Source organism: Enterococcus sp. OL5 (assembly GCF_006491895.1).
In the GTDB taxonomy this organism is placed as follows: Bacteria; Bacillota; Bacilli; order Lactobacillales; family Enterococcaceae; genus Enterococcus_D; species Enterococcus_D innesii.
In genome coordinates this window covers 91588-110714 of sequence record NZ_VHIL01000005.1, presented here as the reverse complement: position 1 = coordinate 110714, position 19127 = coordinate 91588, and the positions used below count along the sequence as shown (strand labels likewise).

The 19127-nt window shown below is 42.5% G+C and carries 17 protein-coding genes, 1 other RNA gene and 1 pseudogene; 3 read left to right on the top strand and 16 right to left on the bottom strand.

Annotated elements, in window-relative coordinates; all coding sequences use genetic code 11:
* Nucleotides 1–56 precede the first annotated feature (56 nt).
* Complete coding sequence (locus FJU10_RS07960; RefSeq protein ID WP_086292404.1) at nt 57–1727, bottom strand: formate--tetrahydrofolate ligase; 1671 nt, start codon at nt 1725–1727, stop codon at nt 57–59.
* Between the two features lie 208 nt (nt 1728–1935).
* Nucleotides 1936–2346: an EbsA family protein gene (locus tag FJU10_RS07955; protein WP_077453400.1), complete on the bottom strand. Its 411-nt coding sequence runs from the start codon at nt 2344–2346 to the stop codon at nt 1936–1938.
* A 65-nt stretch (nt 2347–2411) separates the two neighbouring features.
* Between FJU10_RS07955 and FJU10_RS07950 the strand changes: the two genes are divergently transcribed.
* A complete protein-coding gene (locus tag FJU10_RS07950) occupies nt 2412–2828 on the top strand; it encodes a ribonuclease HI family protein (protein ID WP_081118675.1) in 417 nt (138 codons plus the stop codon).
* Here the strand turns inward: FJU10_RS07950 and cls are convergent.
* The 4 genes and pseudogenes from cls to FJU10_RS07930 all read right to left on the bottom strand — a co-directional run bounded on the left by cls (nt 2808) and on the right by FJU10_RS07930 (nt 9762).
* On the bottom strand, nt 2808–4274 hold the full coding sequence (gene cls, locus FJU10_RS07945; RefSeq protein ID WP_081118676.1) for a cardiolipin synthase: 1467 nt from the start codon (nt 4272–4274) through the stop codon (nt 2808–2810). The genes FJU10_RS07950 and cls overlap by 21 nt on opposite strands.
* A gap of 24 nt (nt 4275–4298) precedes the next feature.
* A pseudogene (locus FJU10_RS07940) lies at nt 4299–5440 on the bottom strand (cation diffusion facilitator family transporter).
* Between the two features lie 275 nt (nt 5441–5715).
* Nucleotides 5716–8358, bottom strand: coding sequence for an alanine--tRNA ligase (gene alaS, locus FJU10_RS07935; protein ID WP_081118678.1), 2643 nt, complete (start codon nt 8356–8358; stop codon nt 5716–5718).
* Nucleotides 8359–8709: 351 nt separating this feature from the next.
* A complete protein-coding gene (locus tag FJU10_RS07930) occupies nt 8710–9762 on the bottom strand; it encodes a hypothetical protein (RefSeq protein ID WP_081118679.1) in 1053 nt (350 codons plus the stop codon).
* A 70-nt stretch (nt 9763–9832) separates the two neighbouring features.
* On the opposite strand from FJU10_RS07930, the gene FJU10_RS07925 reads away from it, so the two are divergent.
* A complete protein-coding gene (locus FJU10_RS07925) occupies nt 9833–10270 on the top strand; it encodes a GNAT family N-acetyltransferase (RefSeq protein WP_077453405.1) in 438 nt (145 codons plus the stop codon).
* A 37-nt stretch (nt 10271–10307) separates the two neighbouring features.
* Here the strand turns inward: FJU10_RS07925 and FJU10_RS07920 are convergent, their stop codons facing one another.
* Together FJU10_RS07920 and FJU10_RS07915 are read right to left on the bottom strand one after the other, a co-directional pair.
* Nucleotides 10308–11654 (bottom strand): DEAD/DEAH box helicase, encoded by a 1347-nt coding sequence (locus FJU10_RS07920; RefSeq protein WP_140965608.1) that lies wholly within the window; start codon nt 11652–11654, stop codon nt 10308–10310.
* Between the two features lie 122 nt (nt 11655–11776).
* Entirely contained in the window at nt 11777–12877 is a 1101-nt protein-coding gene (locus tag FJU10_RS07915; protein ID WP_223273000.1) for a VanZ family protein, read from the bottom strand.
* Between the two features lie 93 nt (nt 12878–12970).
* On the opposite strand from FJU10_RS07915, the gene FJU10_RS07910 reads away from it, so the two are divergent.
* On the top strand, nt 12971–13297 hold the full coding sequence (locus FJU10_RS07910; RefSeq protein WP_081118682.1) for a hypothetical protein: 327 nt from the start codon (nt 12971–12973) through the stop codon (nt 13295–13297).
* Between the two features lie 158 nt (nt 13298–13455).
* Here FJU10_RS07910 and FJU10_RS07905 read toward each other — a convergent pair whose 3' ends face one another.
* The 8 genes from FJU10_RS07905 to FJU10_RS07870 all read right to left on the bottom strand — a co-directional run bounded on the left by FJU10_RS07905 (nt 13456) and on the right by FJU10_RS07870 (nt 19110).
* Nucleotides 13456–13689 (bottom strand): hypothetical protein, encoded by a 234-nt coding sequence (locus tag FJU10_RS07905; RefSeq protein ID WP_140965607.1) that lies wholly within the window; start codon nt 13687–13689, stop codon nt 13456–13458.
* A complete protein-coding gene (locus tag FJU10_RS07900) occupies nt 13686–14066 on the bottom strand; it encodes a hypothetical protein (RefSeq protein ID WP_081118684.1) in 381 nt (126 codons plus the stop codon). Before FJU10_RS07900 ends, FJU10_RS07905 begins: the two co-directional genes overlap by 4 nt.
* An 83-nt stretch (nt 14067–14149) precedes the next feature.
* Nucleotides 14150–14809 carry an HD domain-containing protein gene (locus FJU10_RS07895; RefSeq protein WP_096742680.1) on the bottom strand — a complete coding sequence of 220 codons (660 nt, stop codon included), beginning with the start codon at nt 14807–14809 and terminating at the stop codon, nt 14150–14152.
* A 147-nt stretch (nt 14810–14956) separates the two neighbouring features.
* Nucleotides 14957–16471 (bottom strand): carboxypeptidase M32, encoded by a 1515-nt coding sequence (locus tag FJU10_RS07890; RefSeq protein ID WP_140965606.1) that lies wholly within the window; start codon nt 16469–16471, stop codon nt 14957–14959.
* A complete protein-coding gene (locus FJU10_RS07885) occupies nt 16468–17631 on the bottom strand; it encodes a THUMP domain-containing class I SAM-dependent RNA methyltransferase (protein WP_077453413.1) in 1164 nt (387 codons plus the stop codon). Before FJU10_RS07885 ends, FJU10_RS07890 begins: the two co-directional genes overlap by 4 nt.
* A 66-nt stretch (nt 17632–17697) precedes the next feature.
* An RNA gene (gene rnpB / locus FJU10_RS07880) (RNase P RNA component class B) lies at nt 17698–18063 on the bottom strand.
* Between the two features lie 19 nt (nt 18064–18082).
* Nucleotides 18083–18493 carry a cell division regulator GpsB gene (gene gpsB, locus FJU10_RS07875; protein WP_005226142.1) on the bottom strand — a complete coding sequence of 137 codons (411 nt, stop codon included), beginning with the start codon at nt 18491–18493 and terminating at the stop codon, nt 18083–18085.
* 71 nt (nt 18494–18564) lie between these two features.
* Entirely contained in the window at nt 18565–19110 is a 546-nt protein-coding gene (locus FJU10_RS07870; protein WP_077453483.1) for a DUF1273 domain-containing protein, read from the bottom strand.
* Nucleotides 19111–19127: the final 17 nt, after the last annotated feature.

The window sequence follows — 19127 nt, the reverse complement described above, 5'->3', positions numbered from 1 at the left end:
TTTACGTTCTTTCGTTTCAAATGCCGCGAATGCCTTCTTTGTTTGTGACCGCTCTTTTAGAAAAGACCAATCGCTTGGCCATCAGAAGTCACGTCCATATTGATGGCGGCAGGTTTCTTCGGTAATCCCGGCATCGTCATCACGGCACCAGTCAAGGCTACGATAAAACCAGCACCTAGCTTGGGTACGAACTCACGAATGGTCACAGAAAAGCCTTCTGGTGCACCCAGTTGCTTTGGATCATCACTAAAGGAATACTGGGTTTTTGCCATACAGATCGGCAAATGATCCCAGCCCTGCTCTTTAAAGCTTTGCAACTGCGCCTTGGCTTTTGGTGCAAACTCAACCTCAGCCCCGCCATAGATTTCCCGCACGATCAAAGAAGCCTTATCCGCTAAAGGCAAATCGTCCGTATACAAGCGTTGGTAGTTAGCCGGTTTTTCCTCGATCACTTGGACTACCGCTTTTGCAAGATCCGTTCCACCCGCTCCACCATCTGCCCAAACAGCTGTCCGAGCGACGGTGACATCGATTCGCTGGCACAAGGCTTCAACTAATTCACGCTCCGCTTCGGTGTCTTGTGAAAATTCATTGAGGGCGACTACCACTGGAATCTGATATTTGCGCATATTTTCAACATGCCGTTTTAAATTACTGAAGCCCCGCTCTAATGCTTCTGTATTCTCAGTCCCTAGATCAGCGACAGCGACACCGCCATGCATCTTCAATGCTCTGATCGTTGCCACAACCACGATCGCATCCGGTGCTTTTGATAGATTTGGTGTTTTGATATCTAAAAATTTCTCTGCACCTAAATCGGCACCAAAACCAGCTTCGGTCACCGTGTATTCGCCTAAGTGCAAAGCTGTCTCGGTTGCGATCACACTATTACACCCATGGGCGATATTCGCAAAAGGCCCGCCATGGATCAGCGCAGGAGTTCCTTCGATTGTTTGGACCAGATTCGGTTTCAGAGCGTCCTTCAGTAGTAAAGCTAAGGCTCCTTGAACCGCCAAATCTTTTGCGTAAATCGGTTGTTTTTCATAAGAATAGCCAATTAAGATCTTTCCTAATCGTTCTTTTAAGTTATCAATGCTCGTTGCCAAACACAAAATCGCCATGATTTCACTTGCGACAGTAATATCAAAACCATCTTCACGAGGAACACCTTGTAATGGACCGCCTAAGCCAACGATCACTTGGCGTAACGCACGATCATTCAAATCGACAACGCGTTTCCATGTAACCCGACGTCCGTCGATCCCTAATTCGTTGCCTTGTTGGATATGATTGTCGATCAACGCAGACAAGGCGTTATTAGCAGCCGTGATCGCATGCATATCACCTGTGAAATGTAAGTTGATGTCTTCCATCGGTAGTACTTGTGCTTTGCCACCGCCAGTGGCGCCGCCTTTGATGCCCATTACTGGTCCTAAAGATGGCTCACGTAAGGCGATGACGGTTTGCTTGCCGATTTGATTTAACGCATCTGCAAGTCCAATGGTCACGGTTGACTTGCCTTCTCCTGCTGGTGTCGGACTGATCGCTGTGACTAAAATCAGCTTACCCAGTGGATTGTTTGCTTTTTCGTTGATTGCCGACCATTCGATTTTTGCTTTATATTTGCCATAAAGTTCCAGGTCATCCCCTGTTAAACCAAGTGGTTCAGCAATTTCAATAATCGGTTTAGGCTTTGATTCTTGTGCAATTTCGATATCTGATTTCATTTTTACCCTCAATTCACGAACTATTTAGCACTTTAAAAAAGGTTTTGTTTGCTATGGTCTTATTATACTTGATTTTATTCAGAAAGAAAGAGAGATTTTTCACACTTTTACAAGAAGTTTCACGGATCCTTTATGTAAACAAAAACAGCGTCTCTCCTAAGGCTGTACCGCCAAAAGGAGTGATCGCTGTTTTCTAGATTCCTATGAATTAGTCGTGGGTTTCGACCTGCACCCTTTTTTCAGGGATTTTTTCTTGAAAAAAAGTTTCTAACCATACCACATCTTTTTTACGTAACGTGAAGGTATACGTTCTTTGATGATCGGTAATGCTTATTAAACGGTTTTCAATTTGCCATTTTTCTATCTCAGACAGAGAGACGATCCTTTTCTTCCATATACGTGCGTAGCGAATCAGTAACACATCATTTCTAATGAGCAGACTCCGGTGGAGCCCCAGCCATACAAAAAAGAAGAAGACGGCTAAAACGAGGTTGCTTTTCCAATAAGGTCTGGTATTTTCTAACGAAAGAATCAAACTGATAAATAATATCATCATAGTGAACGACCAATAAATGATCGCTGTAGCAGCTTCCGGTTGCCAATACAATTTACGCTTCATAAAAGTTCCTCACAACATAAAATTTCTAGTATACTATCTTTATCATATCAAAAAAGGGTGAGACAATGTTAAAAGTTTATCTTGATGCTTCCACGAAAGGCAACCCCGGCCCTAGTGGCGGTGGAATCGTCATTGTCGGTACTGATCTGCATGAACAAATTGCGTTTCCGCTACCTGATTCCACCAACCACCAAGCAGAGTTCGCTGTGATGGTCAACGCGCTGCAGCTGTTGATTAACAAAGGGTTACAGGAACAGACAATTATGCTTTATACCGACAGCAAAGTCGTTGCGCAGACCATCGACAAGAATTATACCAAAAACCCTGCTTTTTCTGATTATTTAACAGAAATTCAATACTTGTTGAAACAGTTCGCTTTAGCGATCATCCAATGGGTCCCTGAGAGTCAAAACAAAGGTGCCGACCATTTGGCCCGCCAAGGATTAGCAAAAGCGATGAAATTAAAGGATCGGAGACAATAACCGAGAGAAGTTTTGTTTGAAGCGCAACCAGTAAGATTGCTTAGCCAAAATTTCATCCGTCAGTAATGTTGATTGTGCCATATCCTCTTCAAAGAAGCCTTTCAACGTTTGCGTGACATCGTGATCGTAGGCGAAGGCATTGACTTCAAAATTCAAGGCATAACTCCGAATGTCTTGATTCGTCGTCCCAAAGGAACTAATGGTATCATCCATCATGACCGTCTTCGCATGGAGGAAACCGTTGTTATAGATGTAGATTTTTGCACCACGGCGATGCAAGTAATTGGCATAATGCTGTGTTGCCCGATAAATGAATGGATGATCCGGCATACATGGAATCATGATTCGGACGTCTACACCTGAGTGGATGGCAATTTCCAATGCATTCATCATACTGTCATCAGGAATCAAATAAGGCGTTTGGATCCAAATCGATTCTTTCGCAGCCAAAATCATTTTCACAAAACCGCCTTTAAGGATTTGGGTCTCTGTTTCTGGACCGTCGGCGACAATTTGCAGATCAACATTTCCAGCAAGCTCTTTCGGTGGCAAAATAAAATAACGATCTTCGTATTCTAGCTGATCCTCTTCCTTTTGCACCGATGCATTCCAATCACGAATAAAAATCTCTTGTAGCGTAAAGCTAGCGGTTCCGACGATTCTTGCGTGGGTATCTCGCCAATAGCCGAACTTGGCCTTTTTGCCAAGATATTGATCACCAACATTAAACCCGCCAGTCCAGCCAATTTGTCCATCGATCACAACGATTTTCCGATGAAGGTGGTAATTTAGCCGTGTGTTACGAATCAGATTTTTCGAGGTGATAAATGGCACGACTTTTCCTCCAGCATCGATCAGCGGTTGGAAGAACTTGCGATTGGCTTTCGGTGAACCCCATGGATCATAGACCAAACGGACCTCCACGCCTTCACGGGCTTTATCGATCAAGATAGACAAGAATTGGCCACCGATCTCATCATTAAAAAATGAATAATACTCCACATGCAGGTTGTCTTCAGCTTGCTTCATATCTTCGAATAATGCTGCAAACTTTTCTTTGCCATCTGTGTAAAATTTCACCTTGTTTCCTTTAGTCAAGGGCGATTCATCTAGGTTCTTAAAATAGCGCTCCAATAAATGATTATCATCTGAGTAAGGATGTTCTGGAAAAGAATAATTGTGCACTTTGATGATTCGATTCAACTCATTGATCCTACTCTGATGATGCTCACTGAATTTATAAATAATTTCTCCATCGATTCCCCGTCCGCAAAACAAGTACAACAAGAACCCAATGCCGGGGATGAATACCAACGTCATCATCCAAGCAAAGACACTTGCAATCGAGCGTGGTTTCCGAAAAACAGTAATAAAAGCAGCAATCGTATTAATAAACAAAAGTGCCAATAAGACCGTGGAAATCATGCTCATATCCATTTTTATCATAGTTTCCTCCTATATCCTGTAACCCTATAATAGGTAACTATGGTCGAAAGCAAGCTTTAAATCATAGTCCCCTAGTGTTTCTTTGATTTTTTGTTTCAACATTTCTTCGATTTCTCGATCGCTATAAGCAGATTTTGCAGGAATCACTAAATCAAAAGCCAACAGATCTCCTTTGACCTGAAAATCATGCATCCGTAACTGTGGGTCAACGAAGCGAACGATCTTTGACACTTCTTTTTTTAGATGCCGATACTGCTGATTTTGAATTGGTACTGGATCAAGATGACAGACCAGGTCGACTTTCAAGGATTGGCGAAAATCTTGTTCAATCGCATCAATCACCTCATGCGCTTCTCGTAGTGACCAGGTTTCATCCACTTCGATATGCACACTGGCAAAACGATTTTTCGGCCCATAATTGTGAACCAGTAAATCATGGTAACCGAGAATCGTCGGATAGTGATCCAAGCGCTGCTCCATGGCGGAGACTTCTTCTTGCGTAGGTCGTGCCCCTAGCAATTCATTGATGAAAGATCGAATCATTTTAATGCCGCTGATCAAAATGTAGAGCGCAATCAGACAACCAACATAGCCATCGATTCGTAAACCGGTCAACCACTCGATCGTCGCTGAAAACAAAACCGCCCCTGTTGTATACACATCGTTGAGACTGTCTTGACCACTGGCACTTAGTGTTTGAGAGCCGATCAACTTAGCCAATCTGCGGTACATTGCTCCCTGCCAGACTTTGATCAAAATCGATAAAACCAAAACGATAAACAATAGTGGGGAAAGACGGATACTCGTCGGTTCCATGACGCGTTGCACAGAACTGATGAGAAATTGGCCACCAACAAATGTGATGATCAAAGATACCACGAACCCACTGATGGCTTCAAAACGCTCATGTCCATACGGATGTTCACTGTCGGCTGGTTTCGCAGAGATCCGAAAACCGATCAATGTTAAAATAGACGAGGCGGTATCTGAAAGACTGTTGATGGCATCGGCCATAATCGAAACAGACTGCGCAGATAAGCCAATGATAAATTTCCCTGCGAATAATAGGAGGTTGGAAAGCAACCCCAGACTACCTGCTAACTTCCCGATGGCTGTACGTTCGTAGACACCATTTTTTTGCTACGTTTTAAAAAAAAGTTTAGCAAATCATCACCCTCTCAAAAAACCATCTTTCTTATTTTACCCCGAAGGAATTCAATTAAACAACTATTCGTATCGTTTTTTCGAAAAAAAGCGAATTCCCTTCAATTATCAAACGCATTTTCAGATAACATTTAGGAAAAAGGAAAAAGATAACGGAAGGGTCTCCCCCTCCGTCATCTTCGTTCAAAAAAGGAATGTGTTAAAGACCTGCGCTCCTCTTTCATCTATCTTCTCAAACGAAAGAAACTTGCTGCACAGATTCAACCAGTGAGTGTGATTACTTGGCAGCTAACCACGTTGCTGCTGACTCAAGTGCTGCTGCGATTCCTTCAGGATTCTTCCCGCCGGCTTGCGCCATATCAGGACGACCGCCACCGCCGCCACCAACTTTAGGTGCGATCTCTTTGATCAAATCGCCCGCTTTCAATCCTTTTTCATTGGCTGCTTTGTTCATGGCAGCTAAAAGATTCACTTTGCCATCATTCGCGGTAGCTAACACTAAAATATCAGAATGGTCTTTTTGTTTCCATTGGTCAGCTAGTTGACGTAATTGGTTCATGTCCTTTACAGTCACTTTTGCTGTGATCAGACGCAGACCATTTACTTCTTTGACATCTTTGAAAACATCCCCTGCTTGCTGGTTTGCTAACTTGCTGGCAAGAGCTTCGTTTTCTTTTTGCAGTTCACGCAGCTGCGCTTGCAGTTGTTCTGTTTTGGCAACGACTTCTTTTAATTGAGCGGATTTAACGATCCCTGCAATTGCTTTTAATTGCGTCTCTTCTTCATGCAATAGCGTATAGGCCTCTTGACTAGTCACTGCTTCGATCCGACGAACACCAGCACCGATCCCTGATTCAGAAACGATTTTGAAAATACCGATATCTTCCGTATTTGCTACATGGGTTCCCCCACATAATTCGATCGACCAATCGGCAACATTGACGACGCGAACGTCATGCCCATATTTTTCACCAAAGAGTGCCATCGCTCCCATGCCTTTTGCGGTATCGATATCCGTTTCGATCGTCACAACAGGGAGGGCTTCCCAAATTTTTTGGTTGACGATTTGTTCCATTTGGCTCAGCTCTTCGCTGGTCACTTGCCCGAAATGACTAAAGTCAAAGCGCAAATGTCCTGGAGCAACTAATGAACCTGCTTGGTTCGCATGGCTACCTAATACTTCTTTTAACGCTTTATGCAATAAGTGAGTCGCCGTATGATTTTTGATGATCTTATTGCGACGATGCTGATCCACTTGTAAGAAATAGTTCACGCCTTCTTGTAGTGGCGCTTTGACTGTAGCAGTATGCAAGAACTGACCGTTCGGTGCTTTCTTGACATCCGTCACCTCTGCTACGATCGTGCCATCCTCTGCTACGATCGTCCCTGTATCTGCAACTTGTCCACCCATCTCTGCATAAAATGGTGTTTCAGCAAAAATCAGTTTTGCTTCACCTGTCGAAACAGAATCATGTAACGCTTCGTCTTGGATGATCACTAATAATTCGCTGTTTGCTTCAAGTGAATCATAGCCAACGAAACGGCTGTCCACTTTGATATCCGTCAATAAAGCGGATTGTACGCCCATTGAAAGCTCCGTTTGCCGAGCCGCACGAGCACGGGCACGTTGTGCATCCATTTCTTGTTCAAACCCTTGATGGTCCACTTTCAACCCTTCGTCTTCCGCCACTTCTTCTGTCAATTCAACTGGGAAGCCGTAAGTATCATACAATTTGAAAATATCTTGACCAGCTAACGTATCTTGCCCGTCTGCTTTTACTTGGGCGATCACTTGATTTAAAATATCTAACCCTTCATTGATGGTTTCATGGAAACGTTCTTCCTCGTTGCGGATCACTTTTTCAATAAATTCTTGCTGCTCTAATACTTCAGGATAGTAGCTTTCCATGATCTCGCCAACGATCGGTACTAATTTGTATAAGAAGGCGGCATCGATCCCTAATTTTTTCCCATGCATGACTGCACGACGTAATAAACGACGTAAAACATAGCCACGGCCTTCATTTGAAGGCAGTGCCCCATCGCCGATCGCAAAAGAAAGCGCGCGGATATGGTCTGCAATCACTTTAAAGGAGATATCTGTCGTTTTGCTGTCGCCGTAGTTCACACGACCGCTTAAATCTGCCACTGCATTGATGATCGGCAGAAACAAGTCTGTTTCAAAATTGGTTGGTGCATTTTGAACGATGGAAACCATTCGTTCCAGCCCCATCCCCGTATCAATGTTTTTATGTGGTAGTGGTTCATAGGAGCCATCTGGTTGATGATTGAATTCTGAAAAGACCAGATTCCAGATTTCCAAATAGCGTTCATTTTCGCCACCAGGATAGTTTTCGGGATCATCTTCCGCTACGTCATTAAACTCAGGACCACGGTCATAGAAAATCTCTGAATCCGGTCCACAGGGGCCTGCACCGATGTCCCAAAAGTTGTCTTCAATCTCAACGATATGCTCTGGTGTTAAGCCGACTTCTTCTGCCCAGATCCGTTTTGCTTCCGTGTCTTTTGGATAAACCGTGACATATAATTTCCCTGGATCAAAAGCCATCCATTCTGGGGAGGTCAAAAACTCCCAGGCCCAATGAATCGCTTCATTCTTAAAGTAATCGCCGATCGAAAAGTTGCCTAACATTTCAAACATCGTATGATGTCTTGCTGTTTTCCCAACGTTTTCGATGTCGTTGGTCCGAATCGATTTTTGCGCATTGGTAATTCTTGGGTTTTCAGGAACAACACTGCCATCAAAATATTTTTTTAGCGTTGCCACCCCTGAATTGATCCATAATAGGGTTGGATCGTTGACTGGGACAAGGGACGCACTTGGTTCAATTGAATGACCTTTTGATTGAAAGAAGTCCAAAAACATTTGGCGTACTTCTGCACTGGATAATTGTTTCACGTTATTCTCCTACTTTCTTCTGTGTTCGCTTAAGATACAGGGGCTGACAAAATTGCTGGTAAGGCGCTCTTATGCCTGTCGAGACATTTTGACGATAAAAAAACACCATTGCAGAGCAAGGACGTCGATACGCGGTACCACCTTGCTTGCAATGATGTGACTCATTACCTCTTAGACTCGTTAACGCGGAGTGGACGGCAACATTTCTGCTGCAGTTGAGCACCAAAGGGAGCAATCCGTCCGAATTCATGTTTTTCTCTCAGCAATGAAAAACTTTCTGTAATGAATCATCAAACCGACCATATCCTTCGTCATTCAAAGTATAAGGAAATGTTTTGAAAAAGTCAATCCTCAAATCCGGTCTTTATTGATTAGGATCCCTTTGCGGTAACGATAGTTCTGGGGAGAAAGCTTTTGATCGGGCTGCAACATTTTCCGTGAACGGTAATAACTGGCATACGGCAATGCATCGAATAAGGGATGACCACAAATTTGCCAATTCTCCATTTTTAAAGACAAGCCATCTGTCAGCTCCCACGCATCCGCAAGCCCATAGGTGCAGCCAAATAAATTCGGTTCAAGCAATTCAGCGGTTGACAAAGAGACGCCATCATCGCAGGGCTTTTCATTGCCCCAGCGAAAAAGTCGCCGAGTCGCAGCACCGCAAACGTATTCCCATTGATCCTCTGATAGCAACTGAAAGCCTTGTTTATCTAACTGCTGTTTCAATTCTGTTTGACTGACGGATTCGTGGGTAAATAACTGATAGGTTTCCGATAACGGCTCGAGTGCAGCAAAATAGCGATTCTCTTCGTGATAAAAAGCGGGTAATTCCCAACGCAAGCTTTCCTCAAAGGACGCTGGTGCTGTGAATTGTGCCTTTAGCTCTTTTTCGAAAACACTGAATTGATCGACTAACCCGTGAAACTCCCCAGTGATCGTATTCAGCTGCCCGATATACCTTGCGCCAGCAGGCAGCGCACTTTTTTGGACTAGCATGGGATCAATCACAGCTTTGCGCAAAGGGCTCGTAGACTCATTGACAAAAATCCCCCAATCTTGGCTGGTTTCTAATTCATAGATTGTTTCCAGCTGGTGAATGATCTCGTTGGGTGCGGACTGCCAATTTTTACTCCAGCAAGTAGCCGGTAACCCTTGCACACCGAGATCCCAACCTAAGATCGCCTCAGAGTTCCCTGGTATAAAGACAAAGTCTTCGCCATCGATCGTTAATTCAAAGGTAGCACATTTCAACCCTGCATACGTCAATTGACTAAAATGGACATCGGTGATCTCCTTTAAAGGACTGACAAAATACATTAAAATTTGCTGGATCAGCTGTTCTTTGATTTCAAAGGACAGTGTCTTCCAATTTGACCATTGTAACGCCTCAAAAAAATCCACGTCATTTCTCCTCTCATCTGCTACAATTACTATATGACGAGTATACCACGAAAAAGGAGGAAAACGACTGATGCTTTATTTTGGACGCAGTCCGTGGATGCTACAAGCGGTTTTCGCCCTGCGGCAAGCCGTTTTTGTGGAAGAACAGCACATCCCTATAGAATGGGAATTTGATGAAAAAGACCAAACTTGTCCATACTTTCTTTGGCATGATGGAAACACACCGATCGCTACCATCAGATATCAATTCTCTACGCCAAATACCCTGCAACCTGACCGCTTTTGCGTAGCTAAGGCTTTTCGTCATCAAGGTTATGGAAGGAAGCTACTGCATTATCTCGAAATGCGCGGTATCCAAGAGGGTGCCCTCCAATCAGTTTTATCAGCAGAGATCGATGCTTGTGCGTTTTATGAAGCCTGCGGGTATCAAAAAACGTCCGAGCCCTATACTGAAGATGGTGTATTGTGTGTAGAAATGACCAAACAATTAAAAACAGCAGTCAAGTAAGAGAACACCCCTTACATGACTGCTGTTTTGGTAAGCATTAGCTATTCGAATTTTTCTTGTTTTTGCGGGCAGTTCGAGTCGTTTGACGGCGTTCGATCTTCCGTTTTTCTTTGTTCTTCTTATCAACAGCCCATTGAATTTTTTTCTTGTAGCCAGGCTTGATTTTTTTCTTCTTCTTCTTGACTAAGCCAATCAAAGTTGGGTCTAATTCGTCACGAGATTTTTCCCGCTTTTGCCGACGATTCCGATCGTAAGTCGCAACGATCTCGCCATTTTTGATTTCCTTCGGTTGGAAAACAACCCCTAGATCTTCGATGGCTTGGATTGCCCCTTCATCGCTTGGATCATATAACGTAATCGCGGTCCCATCCATTTGGTTTCGACCGGTCCGACCAACACGGTGGATAAAGAAATCCAAATCAGCTGGAATCTCAGCATTGATGACATGAGAAACCCCTTCAATATCAATTCCTCGCGCAGCTAAATCTGTTGCGACAACATATTGGTAGTCCAAATTTTGCACTTGGCGCATGATCCGTTTTCTTTCACGAGGACTGATGTCCCCGTGGATCTTCGCTACTTTTAAGCCTTGTTCCTTTAAGTAATCCGTAATTTCATCCACACGGCTCTTCGTGTTGGCAAAAACGATGGCAAGATAGGGATGGCCTGTAGTCAATAATTGGTAGATCAATTTATTGGTATTTTTCCCTTTGGTAGAAATCAACCAATTCTCGATCGTATCAGAGATGACTGCTTTCGATTTGATTTCTTCGATCAATGGATTGGCCATGTATTTTTTCAAGAATGGGCGCAATCTCTCTGGAATCGTTGCGGAGAAAACCAGCATTTGCAGTTTCTCAGGTAAACGCCCCGCAATTTGATCGACTTCTTCTAAAAAGCCCATATCCAAGGTCATGTCTGCTTCATCCACGACAAATACATTGGCAGTGTGAACCCCTAACGCTTGTTCGTTGATCATATCCAAGATACGACCAGGTGTCCCAATCACGACATGGGGCTGTTGGTTTTGCAGACGGCTCAATTGACGTTGCTTATCCGTTCCTCCGACGAAATTTGACACTCGAATTTCAGGATCATGAAATCCGCCGATTTGTTTTGCGGCGTGATAGATTTGCGTGGCTAATTCACGACTCGGTGCAGTGATCACTACTTGCACTTCATCTTTTTCGGCATCGATTTTATCCATCAACGGCAGTAAAAATGTATGGGTCTTACCACTTCCGGTCTGTGATTGCCCTACAACACTGCGTCCTTTTTGGATAACAGGTATCAGTTTTTCTTGCACTTCTGTTGGTTTAGAGAACTTTTTATCAGCAAGTGCTTCATAAATAAATGGTTGAAATTTAAATGACTCAAAAGACATTCAAACACCTTCTTTCTTTTAGCATCCTTTGGATTATAGCATATGTTGCCTTGTTTTCCTAACTTTCTTTTGCAATCGATTGAGGATCGATCGTACTGATGGTATACGTTGCACTGCGGCGTTCATAGAAAAAGCGGCTTTCTTTTTTTTATTGCTGCCCACAAGAGATTCAAGTAAAAGCCAAACTGGATCAACCCAAAAATAACCACCATCAACAAACTAACGACTAAAAGCAGCATATTATCCGACTCAAGAAACGGTGCGAAAAAGATATTGACCCGACTGATGCTGGCATAAATCAGATAAAACAAGCCATAGCGTTTCAATAAAGCCCCCAAGCTAACACGCTCACGACCTTCTTGCATGATTTTGATCCGTACGAGTTTTTTTCCAATCGTTTGTCCTTTAGCAAGATAAGCCAACAACACAAAGTACAGCAACACTTCAAGAGCAAAGTACCAATAGTCCCCACTAAAGTCTCGTACCGTCTGTTGAGTGAGCAAACGAACAGCGATCACCACAAGGAAACTGATCACATTCAGTATTCCCCAGTCGATCAACCAAGCAACCACCCTTCGTGTCACGGTTACCCGAGTACCCTTGGCGTAAGAGTCGGCGTCCATTTCTTCTCTTGATGGCAATAAGAACGTAAAAAGTGGGGCGATCGTCCAGCCCACAAGCCCTCCGACTGTATTGACAAAGAGATCATTGACATCGAATAAACGATACGGACGAGGATAGATAAAATACAGTCCCGTCAACTGCGTTAATTCAAAAAACAACGTCAGACAAAAGGTCATCGCCAGTGTTTTAAAAAAAGAACACTTGAAGTAATAACGTAAGTAAACCCCGAATGGCAAGGTCAACAATAAATTAAAGAGAGGTTCTAAAAAGACCCCTTGTTTCATAGCGGGAAGATAGGTTTGTGGATCGTGAATGTTTAAGACGGTCTGTTGGACAAAATGTTGCCACGATGCCCCTAACTGCAATTCCATCTTAGGGCCAGTCATCTGCGCTACCTCTTCGATCGAGGGCAATGGCAGGATAACTAAGAAATAGGCGCACAATAAATAGAAGACAAACGAATACAGAACCAGTGCGCGTGACAAGATAAAACGACCGTATTTTCGGTATTGGATAACAAAAAAAATCATTGATATCGCCAATGCTAGGAAAGGAAAAACCAGCAGGGCAACTTTTATTGGGGTAATATAAGCGGACATAAAGAACTCCTTCACGTTTTCTTTTTATCTTACACGCTATTTCCCAAAACGTAAATTTTGGAGTATCATAAAAGAAAAGGAGGTTAAAAAACCATGTTAAATCCCTATTTTGCCTTTGGCGTACCGGCATTCCTTTTGGTTTTATATGTAGCTTTTGCTCTTTTTCGCCGGTCTTCCGATATACCCTACTTAGGATTTGTTCTATTCATCATTGCTGGTTTTCTGACTGGATTTAGTTTACAAGTCATTCAACAAGCCATCAATGAAGTGGCTAAAACATCTTTTCAGCACGTACAAGATACCCATCTTTACTCACCTTACTTATTAGCGATTCCATTGATTGTGGGGATTCTTTTACTTATAGTTAACTTGGTTCGCGGCTATCTAAAAGTCAAAAAAGTGCGCCTGCAGTCAAAATAAAAGCAGCCTACCTTGTGATACGAAGCAATCTGCTCCCCTTGCTTGAGGAATGAAATTGCTTCGTATTTTTTGGTTAGCTGCTTAGTTAGAGAAGATTCTTTGAAATAACTTCAAGATGTAGAAAGGGTAAAACAGTTTATCAATCCTTCAATGCCTTGTTATTCATTGGTTAAATCTCCAGTAACGTCCGTATCTGAACGATCGGCGAAAGCTTCTTTTACATCATCATCGACTTGTTCCAACAAATACTGCCAGTCACTAATTGATACAACCACAACATCGATATTTTTTTCTTCATCGATCAGCTCCAGATTCGAAACATCCTCTCCTAACTGCTGGAATAGGTCAATCAATGTTTGGTCTTGTAGCGTTACGTATTCAGTCCGTTTCATTCTTCTTCCCCCCATGAATCAAAAAATTCATAAAACAAGATATCGAAACTAGTAAGATCGGTCATCTTTTGCAAAGTAGATAAATCTAAACGAATAAACGCTTTTTCCACTAATAAATAATGGTTTTCTTCCAACGCTTCTTCGATAAATGGTAAAATCTCTTCCTCGTCCCCTAATGTCTCACTAGAGATTTGGTCGATTTGATCAAATAAGCGATCATCTTGTAACAAAAAGAATTGATCGTCGTAAAGATAGACTGCGATTTGATATTGCCGGATGGGTAGCTCAGCCTGAATGACAAAAAAACATTCCCCTGAATTGGAAATTGCTGGCAATAGTTCATTCGGTTGTAATGCCTGTTGGTAGTACATTTCCATCCCTCCTTTGTACTTACTATTATAAAGAACAACGGAAGAAAAAGGAAATAATCGAATTTTCGTTTAAAAAACTCTAAACAAAGCTATACATCCCATTCTGTATAAAATTCTTGCAAGAAATCTTTCATAAAAGCCACACGTCGCCGGGCTTCTTTTTTGCCATACGCCGTGGTCATCTTTTCGGGAAGCAAAAATAGTTTTTCATAAAAATGATTGATCACCGTGGTTCCTTTACGGTAATCCTGATGATCTTGAAACGTCTTTGGTGCTAAGTTACTGTCATGGATCGGGTGTTGATGACTGCCACCAAAATAGCTCGTTCGTAAAATACCGATCGCACCTAAAGCATCGAGACGATCTGCATCACGGACCACACGTCCTTCTACTGAGGCTACCTGTGCCCCTTGTAAAAGTTCTTTTGAAAAAGATAGATTCTCAATAATAGAAAAAATTTCTTTCGTTTGTGCTTCACTGGCTCTCGCTGCGGTCAAACAAGCTCGCACCTCGGTATACGCCGCTGTGACATCCGCCACAACTTTATCATCCACTGTATCGTGTAAGTAGGCTGCTGCCTGAACGACAAAGGTATCAACCGTTAATTTGTCGGCATCGATGATGGCTTGACTTAATCCCGCCACTCGTTTGACATGATCATACCCATGTCCTGTGTGATCGTTCCCCAGTATACTCTTGGCATAAGCAATTACTTTGCTAAGATCTGCCGCATTGTTTTCCTTGTTCATCTTTCTCCTTCTTTCGATACGAAAGCAGCTAACCTGCCTTTTTTCAATTGATGATAGCGCGAAAACGAAAAGAAGTTCAACAAAACGAGCTCCCACTAAACAGTTGAGGAGGCAACGCCTTGCGAAGCTTCTTTCCACTTGTTACTTTTAAGCGAAATCTTGCGTCTCGCTGATTTTATAGACACTAAAATAGATCTTACGTAAATAGTCTAATAGGTATTGAGGATTCAATAATTCATTCGTTGCATCTAAAATCAATTCATTTGGTTTCTTTGATGCGCCATATTGATGAATATTTTCAGTCAACCATTTACGAATCGGTGAATAATCATCTGAAGCCAAGACTTCATCGACATTGATTTCTTTTTCCATCGCATGAAGTAATTGCGCGGCATACATATACCCTAGAGCATAGGATGGGAAATACCCGAAGCTTGAACCTGACCAATGAACGTCTTGTAGGATCCCTTCAAGGTCATTTTCTGGACGAATCCCTAAATATTCCTCGTATTTGTCATTCCAGATTTTCGGTAGTTCATCGATCGATACGGTTTCGTTAAAGATCATTTTTTCGATCTCGTAACGAATAATGATATGGATCACGTAGGTCAAACTGTCAGCTTCAATACGGATCAAGCTAGCTTTTGAGTGTTTTAAAGAGTCATAGAAAGTGTCAAAAGACACATCATCAAACGTGCCTTCCGCACATTCTTGGAAAAACGGGTATTGCTTTGCCCAAAAATTGCGGTTGCTGCCGATAATGATCTCATTAAACAGCGATTGGGATTCGTGGATCCCCATTGACGCCCCTTCATGGACCGGTGTTCCTTCGTATTTTTCGTCAATGTTTTGCTCATACATTCCATGACCGGCTTCATGAATCACACCGAACAGTCCCATTGAAAAGTCGTTTTCACTCCAACGGGTGGTCAAGCGCACATCGTTGTGGTTGATCCCAGTGGCAAATGGGTGGACCGTATTATCCAAACGACCACGAGAAAAGTCATAGCCTAAGTCGGCAATCACTTTTGAGATAAATTTGCGTTGTTGCGCTTCGGTCATCTTACGTGAGAGGATCGAAGTATCTGGCGCTGTTCCTTTTTCAGCCAATTGACGACGAATATCCATGATGCCGTCTCTCACTTGCGAGAAAACATTATCCAAGATCTCAACCGTCATATTCGGCTCGTATTGGTTTAACAGCACATCGTAATTCGTTCGCTCATTTTTTTTCCAATAAGGAATCAATTCTTTCGTCAAGCGAATGTTTTCAGAAAGTGCGTCTTTAAATAAAGAAAAATCTTTTTCTTTGCGGGCTTTCAACCAAGCAGTATGTGCTTTTGACGTAGCTGCTGAAGCGGCCATCGCTAACTCATTGGGCACATCTTTTTGCAATTCATACTCTTCTTTGACTAATTGATACGCCGCTTTCCCTACTTCAGATAATTCTTCTGGGTGCTTTCCAAAATAGCTGATCGCTTCTTGGATTGGTTCCCCAACTTTTTTGTCAAAATAGAGACCATATAAATAGCTGTCAACTTCCGCCCGGTAATCACTGGCTTTTTCTGGCATCCCCGTTTGGTTATCCCAGCCTAGGATCCCCATTGCTTGTTGTAATAGATCGATTTCTTTTAATTCTTTCAGAAATTCTTGTTCTTTCATTCAGCAGACTCCTTTTTGCGTGGCGGACGTTGTCCCCAGTATTGGAAGAGATCGGTACGAATCGCACCGTTGTATAATTTGCGTTTTTTTGTTGCTTTCTCACCATAATGCGTCTCGAAGGTCAAATCACTAGTTAAAAAGTACTTGCTCCATGTTTTAAGGGGCCGAAACACTTGGCCCATTTCTTGATACAATCGTTGAACAGATTCTTCTTCCCCTAAGCGTTCACCATAAGGAGGGTTAGCCACAACGACACCATATTCTTTTTCTGTTTTAAAGTCCTTAACGGCTTGTTGTTTGAAGGTGATCGAGTCTCCTAGACCGATTTCTTCTGCATTTCGGCGGGCGATCTCAATCATTCGACCATTGATATCTGAGCCAGTAATATCCAATTCGACATCATAGTCTGCCGCTTCATCTGCTTCTTTTCGTACTTTTTCAAAGACTTCTGCTGGGAACCAATCCCACGTTTCACATACGAATTCCCGATTAAATCCAGGGGCGATATTATGGCCGATCAAAGCTGCTTCAATACATAAGGTCCCTGATCCGCAAACAGGATCGACAAAAGGCTTGTCTTTGTACCAATTTGTCAGCATCACTAAAGCCGCAGCCATGTTTTCTTTCAGAGGTGCGCCCCCTTTTTCTAAACGATAGCCGCGTTTAAACAAACTAGGGCCAGTCGTATCCAATGTGATCATCGCATGGTCTTTCAATAAAGCGACTTCTAATTGGAAAAAAGCGCCCGTTTCAGTCAGAGGCACACTTGCCGGACGATGGTATACTTCTCTTAAGCGATTGACGATTGCTTTTTTGGTAATCGCTTGACAATCAGGCACACTAAACAGTTTTGATTTGATTGACTTTCCGGCTACTGGGAATTCAGCATCTAAAGGTAAAAAGTCTTCCCACGGTAACGCTTTAACTTCTTCAAACAACTGATCGAAAGTCAATACGTCAAATTCTCCGACGACGATTTTGATCCGATCTGCTGTACGGAGCCACAAATTCGCGGTAGCAATGGTCTCCATTGTCCCTTTAAAGCGCGCTCGGCCGTTTTCAACCTCACACTCGATCCCTAAATCCCGTAATTCTTTGCCCACAAGTGCTTCTAAACCGCTCGCAGCGGTGGCAATACAATTAAATGTTTTTTCAGTCATAACGCTCTCCTTCTTGATATAAAAAAACCTTCCGTTGCTGGAAGGATTCCCTGATAGGTTGTGATTTTCTATAAGCCATGTTTTGTCCGTATTTTCCTCAGGGAGAAGAAAACACTGGGTAATTATCTATCTGCAATTACTTGCCTTCTTGCTCCGTTCATTTCCGTGCAAAAAGTGCCCCTACCATTGTTTGGGTTGCTCGCTCGAGGGGTTTACCGCGTTCCACCAAGACGGTTTCCCGGCTTGCTTCGTCACTGTGGCACTTTCAAGGATACTTTGGCATAGCTTGCACCTTAGCCATTTTTCCTGCCGTTACTTTCTCAAGTACCCTAGCTTATGGTTTCGCTAGGCACGAACACTACAAGCGTCTCAGCTTGTGCGAGCATGGACTTTCCTCAGCATAATCGAGTTATGCCGCAATTACCCGAAAACCACAACTATCTTTGCTAAATTAGAATTGACGGGTTTTTTCGTTATCATCTTCAAAATCAGCATTTGTATAATTGCTGTTGTATGAAGAAGAACGAGTGACAGGTTCTGATTCACGATCAAGCTTTTTGCCAAAAACTTCTTTTTCAAGGTTCGACAAACGTTTTAAAATATCAAAGTTTGTGACTGTTTGGCTTTTCGGTGCTTCTTGTTGAACACGAGAAGCGATTGCTTGATTTTTCGACAATTGATCGATTTTCGCTGTCAGACGATCATTTTCTTCTTGCAGGGCTAAGATCTCTTTATTGTAGCTTTCGTAGTCTTTAATGATATTATCTAAAAACTCGTCCACTTCCACTGGATCGTATCCACGCATTTTTGTTTTGAATTCTTGTTGCAGAATATCTTTTGGACTATAAATTAAATTTGCCATTATTTACACCTCATTGTTTATTCCAAATGGTTTTCACTTTCTAGACCATTCTAACAAAAAATACACGAAAATCAAAGTAAATTACTATCAAATGTTGCGTTTTGTAAATCATCCATTGTTATTTGATGAATAAAGTAGGGATTTTGCTCACTATAGGCTTTGGCATCTCTTAAGAAATAATTAGGTTTTCCTGGAAATTCATCATCATATAACACGAGCGCACCTTCGGTATGTTCAAGCAAAAACGCGGTGTGATTTCTTAATTGACTAGGATCTTGGTAAGGCTTATGGCTGGTGGCATTGACATAATCGGCAAATGACTTCGCTGTTTGCAGTGCCTGCTGATTTGTTTCGTTCCAATTTTCACCAAATCCTTCAAAGGGAAAAATGATTCCTAGTTTCAGTTCGGGGTATGTTTGTTTCAATTGTTCTGTGACTTCTGCGCACCATAGCTCTGCCCCAAGATTTCCGCTGATCAAGACCCACTCCAAGCCTTCTTCCAAATAATTCGTCAAGGCCGACATTATTACTTTCTTAATAACTGCAATCTTGGGATCTTTTGCTTGAAAGACACCTAATTCATAATTACGATAGCCAGTAAAGTATAAGGTTTTCATTGTTTCTCTGGTCATCT

What these genes read in the sequence shown, in the direction of transcription:
- gpsB (WP_005226142.1), bottom strand. Translation starts at nt 18,493, where the DNA reads ATGGCAAATTTAATTTATAGTCCAAAAGATATTCTGCAACAAGAATTC.
- FJU10_RS07960 (WP_086292404.1), bottom strand. Translation starts at nt 1,727, where the DNA reads ATGAAATCAGATATCGAAATTGCACAAGAATCAAAGCCTAAACCGATT.
- FJU10_RS07920 (WP_140965608.1), bottom strand. Translation starts at nt 11,654, where the DNA reads ATGTCTTTTGAGTCATTTAAATTTCAACCATTTATTTATGAAGCACTT.
- cls (WP_081118676.1), bottom strand. Translation starts at nt 4,274, where the DNA reads ATGATAAAAATGGATATGAGCATGATTTCCACGGTCTTATTGGCACTT.
- FJU10_RS07925 (WP_077453405.1), top strand. Translation starts at nt 9,833, where the DNA reads ATGCTTTATTTTGGACGCAGTCCGTGGATGCTACAAGCGGTTTTCGCC.
- FJU10_RS07895 (WP_096742680.1), bottom strand. Translation starts at nt 14,809, where the DNA reads ATGAACAAGGAAAACAATGCGGCAGATCTTAGCAAAGTAATTGCTTAT.
- FJU10_RS07955 (WP_077453400.1), bottom strand. Translation starts at nt 2,346, where the DNA reads ATGAAGCGTAAATTGTATTGGCAACCGGAAGCTGCTACAGCGATCATT.
- FJU10_RS07885 (WP_077453413.1), bottom strand. Translation starts at nt 17,631, where the DNA reads ATGACTGAAAAAACATTTAATTGTATTGCCACCGCTGCGAGCGGTTTA.
- FJU10_RS07905 (WP_140965607.1), bottom strand. Translation starts at nt 13,689, where the DNA reads ATGAAACGGACTGAATACGTAACGCTACAAGACCAAACATTGATTGAC.
- FJU10_RS07915 (WP_223273000.1), bottom strand. Translation starts at nt 12,877, where the DNA reads ATGTCCGCTTATATTACCCCAATAAAAGTTGCCCTGCTGGTTTTTCCT.
- FJU10_RS07950 (WP_081118675.1), top strand. Translation starts at nt 2,412, where the DNA reads ATGTTAAAAGTTTATCTTGATGCTTCCACGAAAGGCAACCCCGGCCCT.
- FJU10_RS07900 (WP_081118684.1), bottom strand. Translation starts at nt 14,066, where the DNA reads ATGGAAATGTACTACCAACAGGCATTACAACCGAATGAACTATTGCCA.
- FJU10_RS07870 (WP_077453483.1), bottom strand. Translation starts at nt 19,110, where the DNA reads ATGAAAACCTTATACTTTACTGGCTATCGTAATTATGAATTAGGTGTC.
- FJU10_RS07890 (WP_140965606.1), bottom strand. Translation starts at nt 16,471, where the DNA reads ATGAAAGAACAAGAATTTCTGAAAGAATTAAAAGAAATCGATCTATTA.
- FJU10_RS07910 (WP_081118682.1), top strand. Translation starts at nt 12,971, where the DNA reads ATGTTAAATCCCTATTTTGCCTTTGGCGTACCGGCATTCCTTTTGGTT.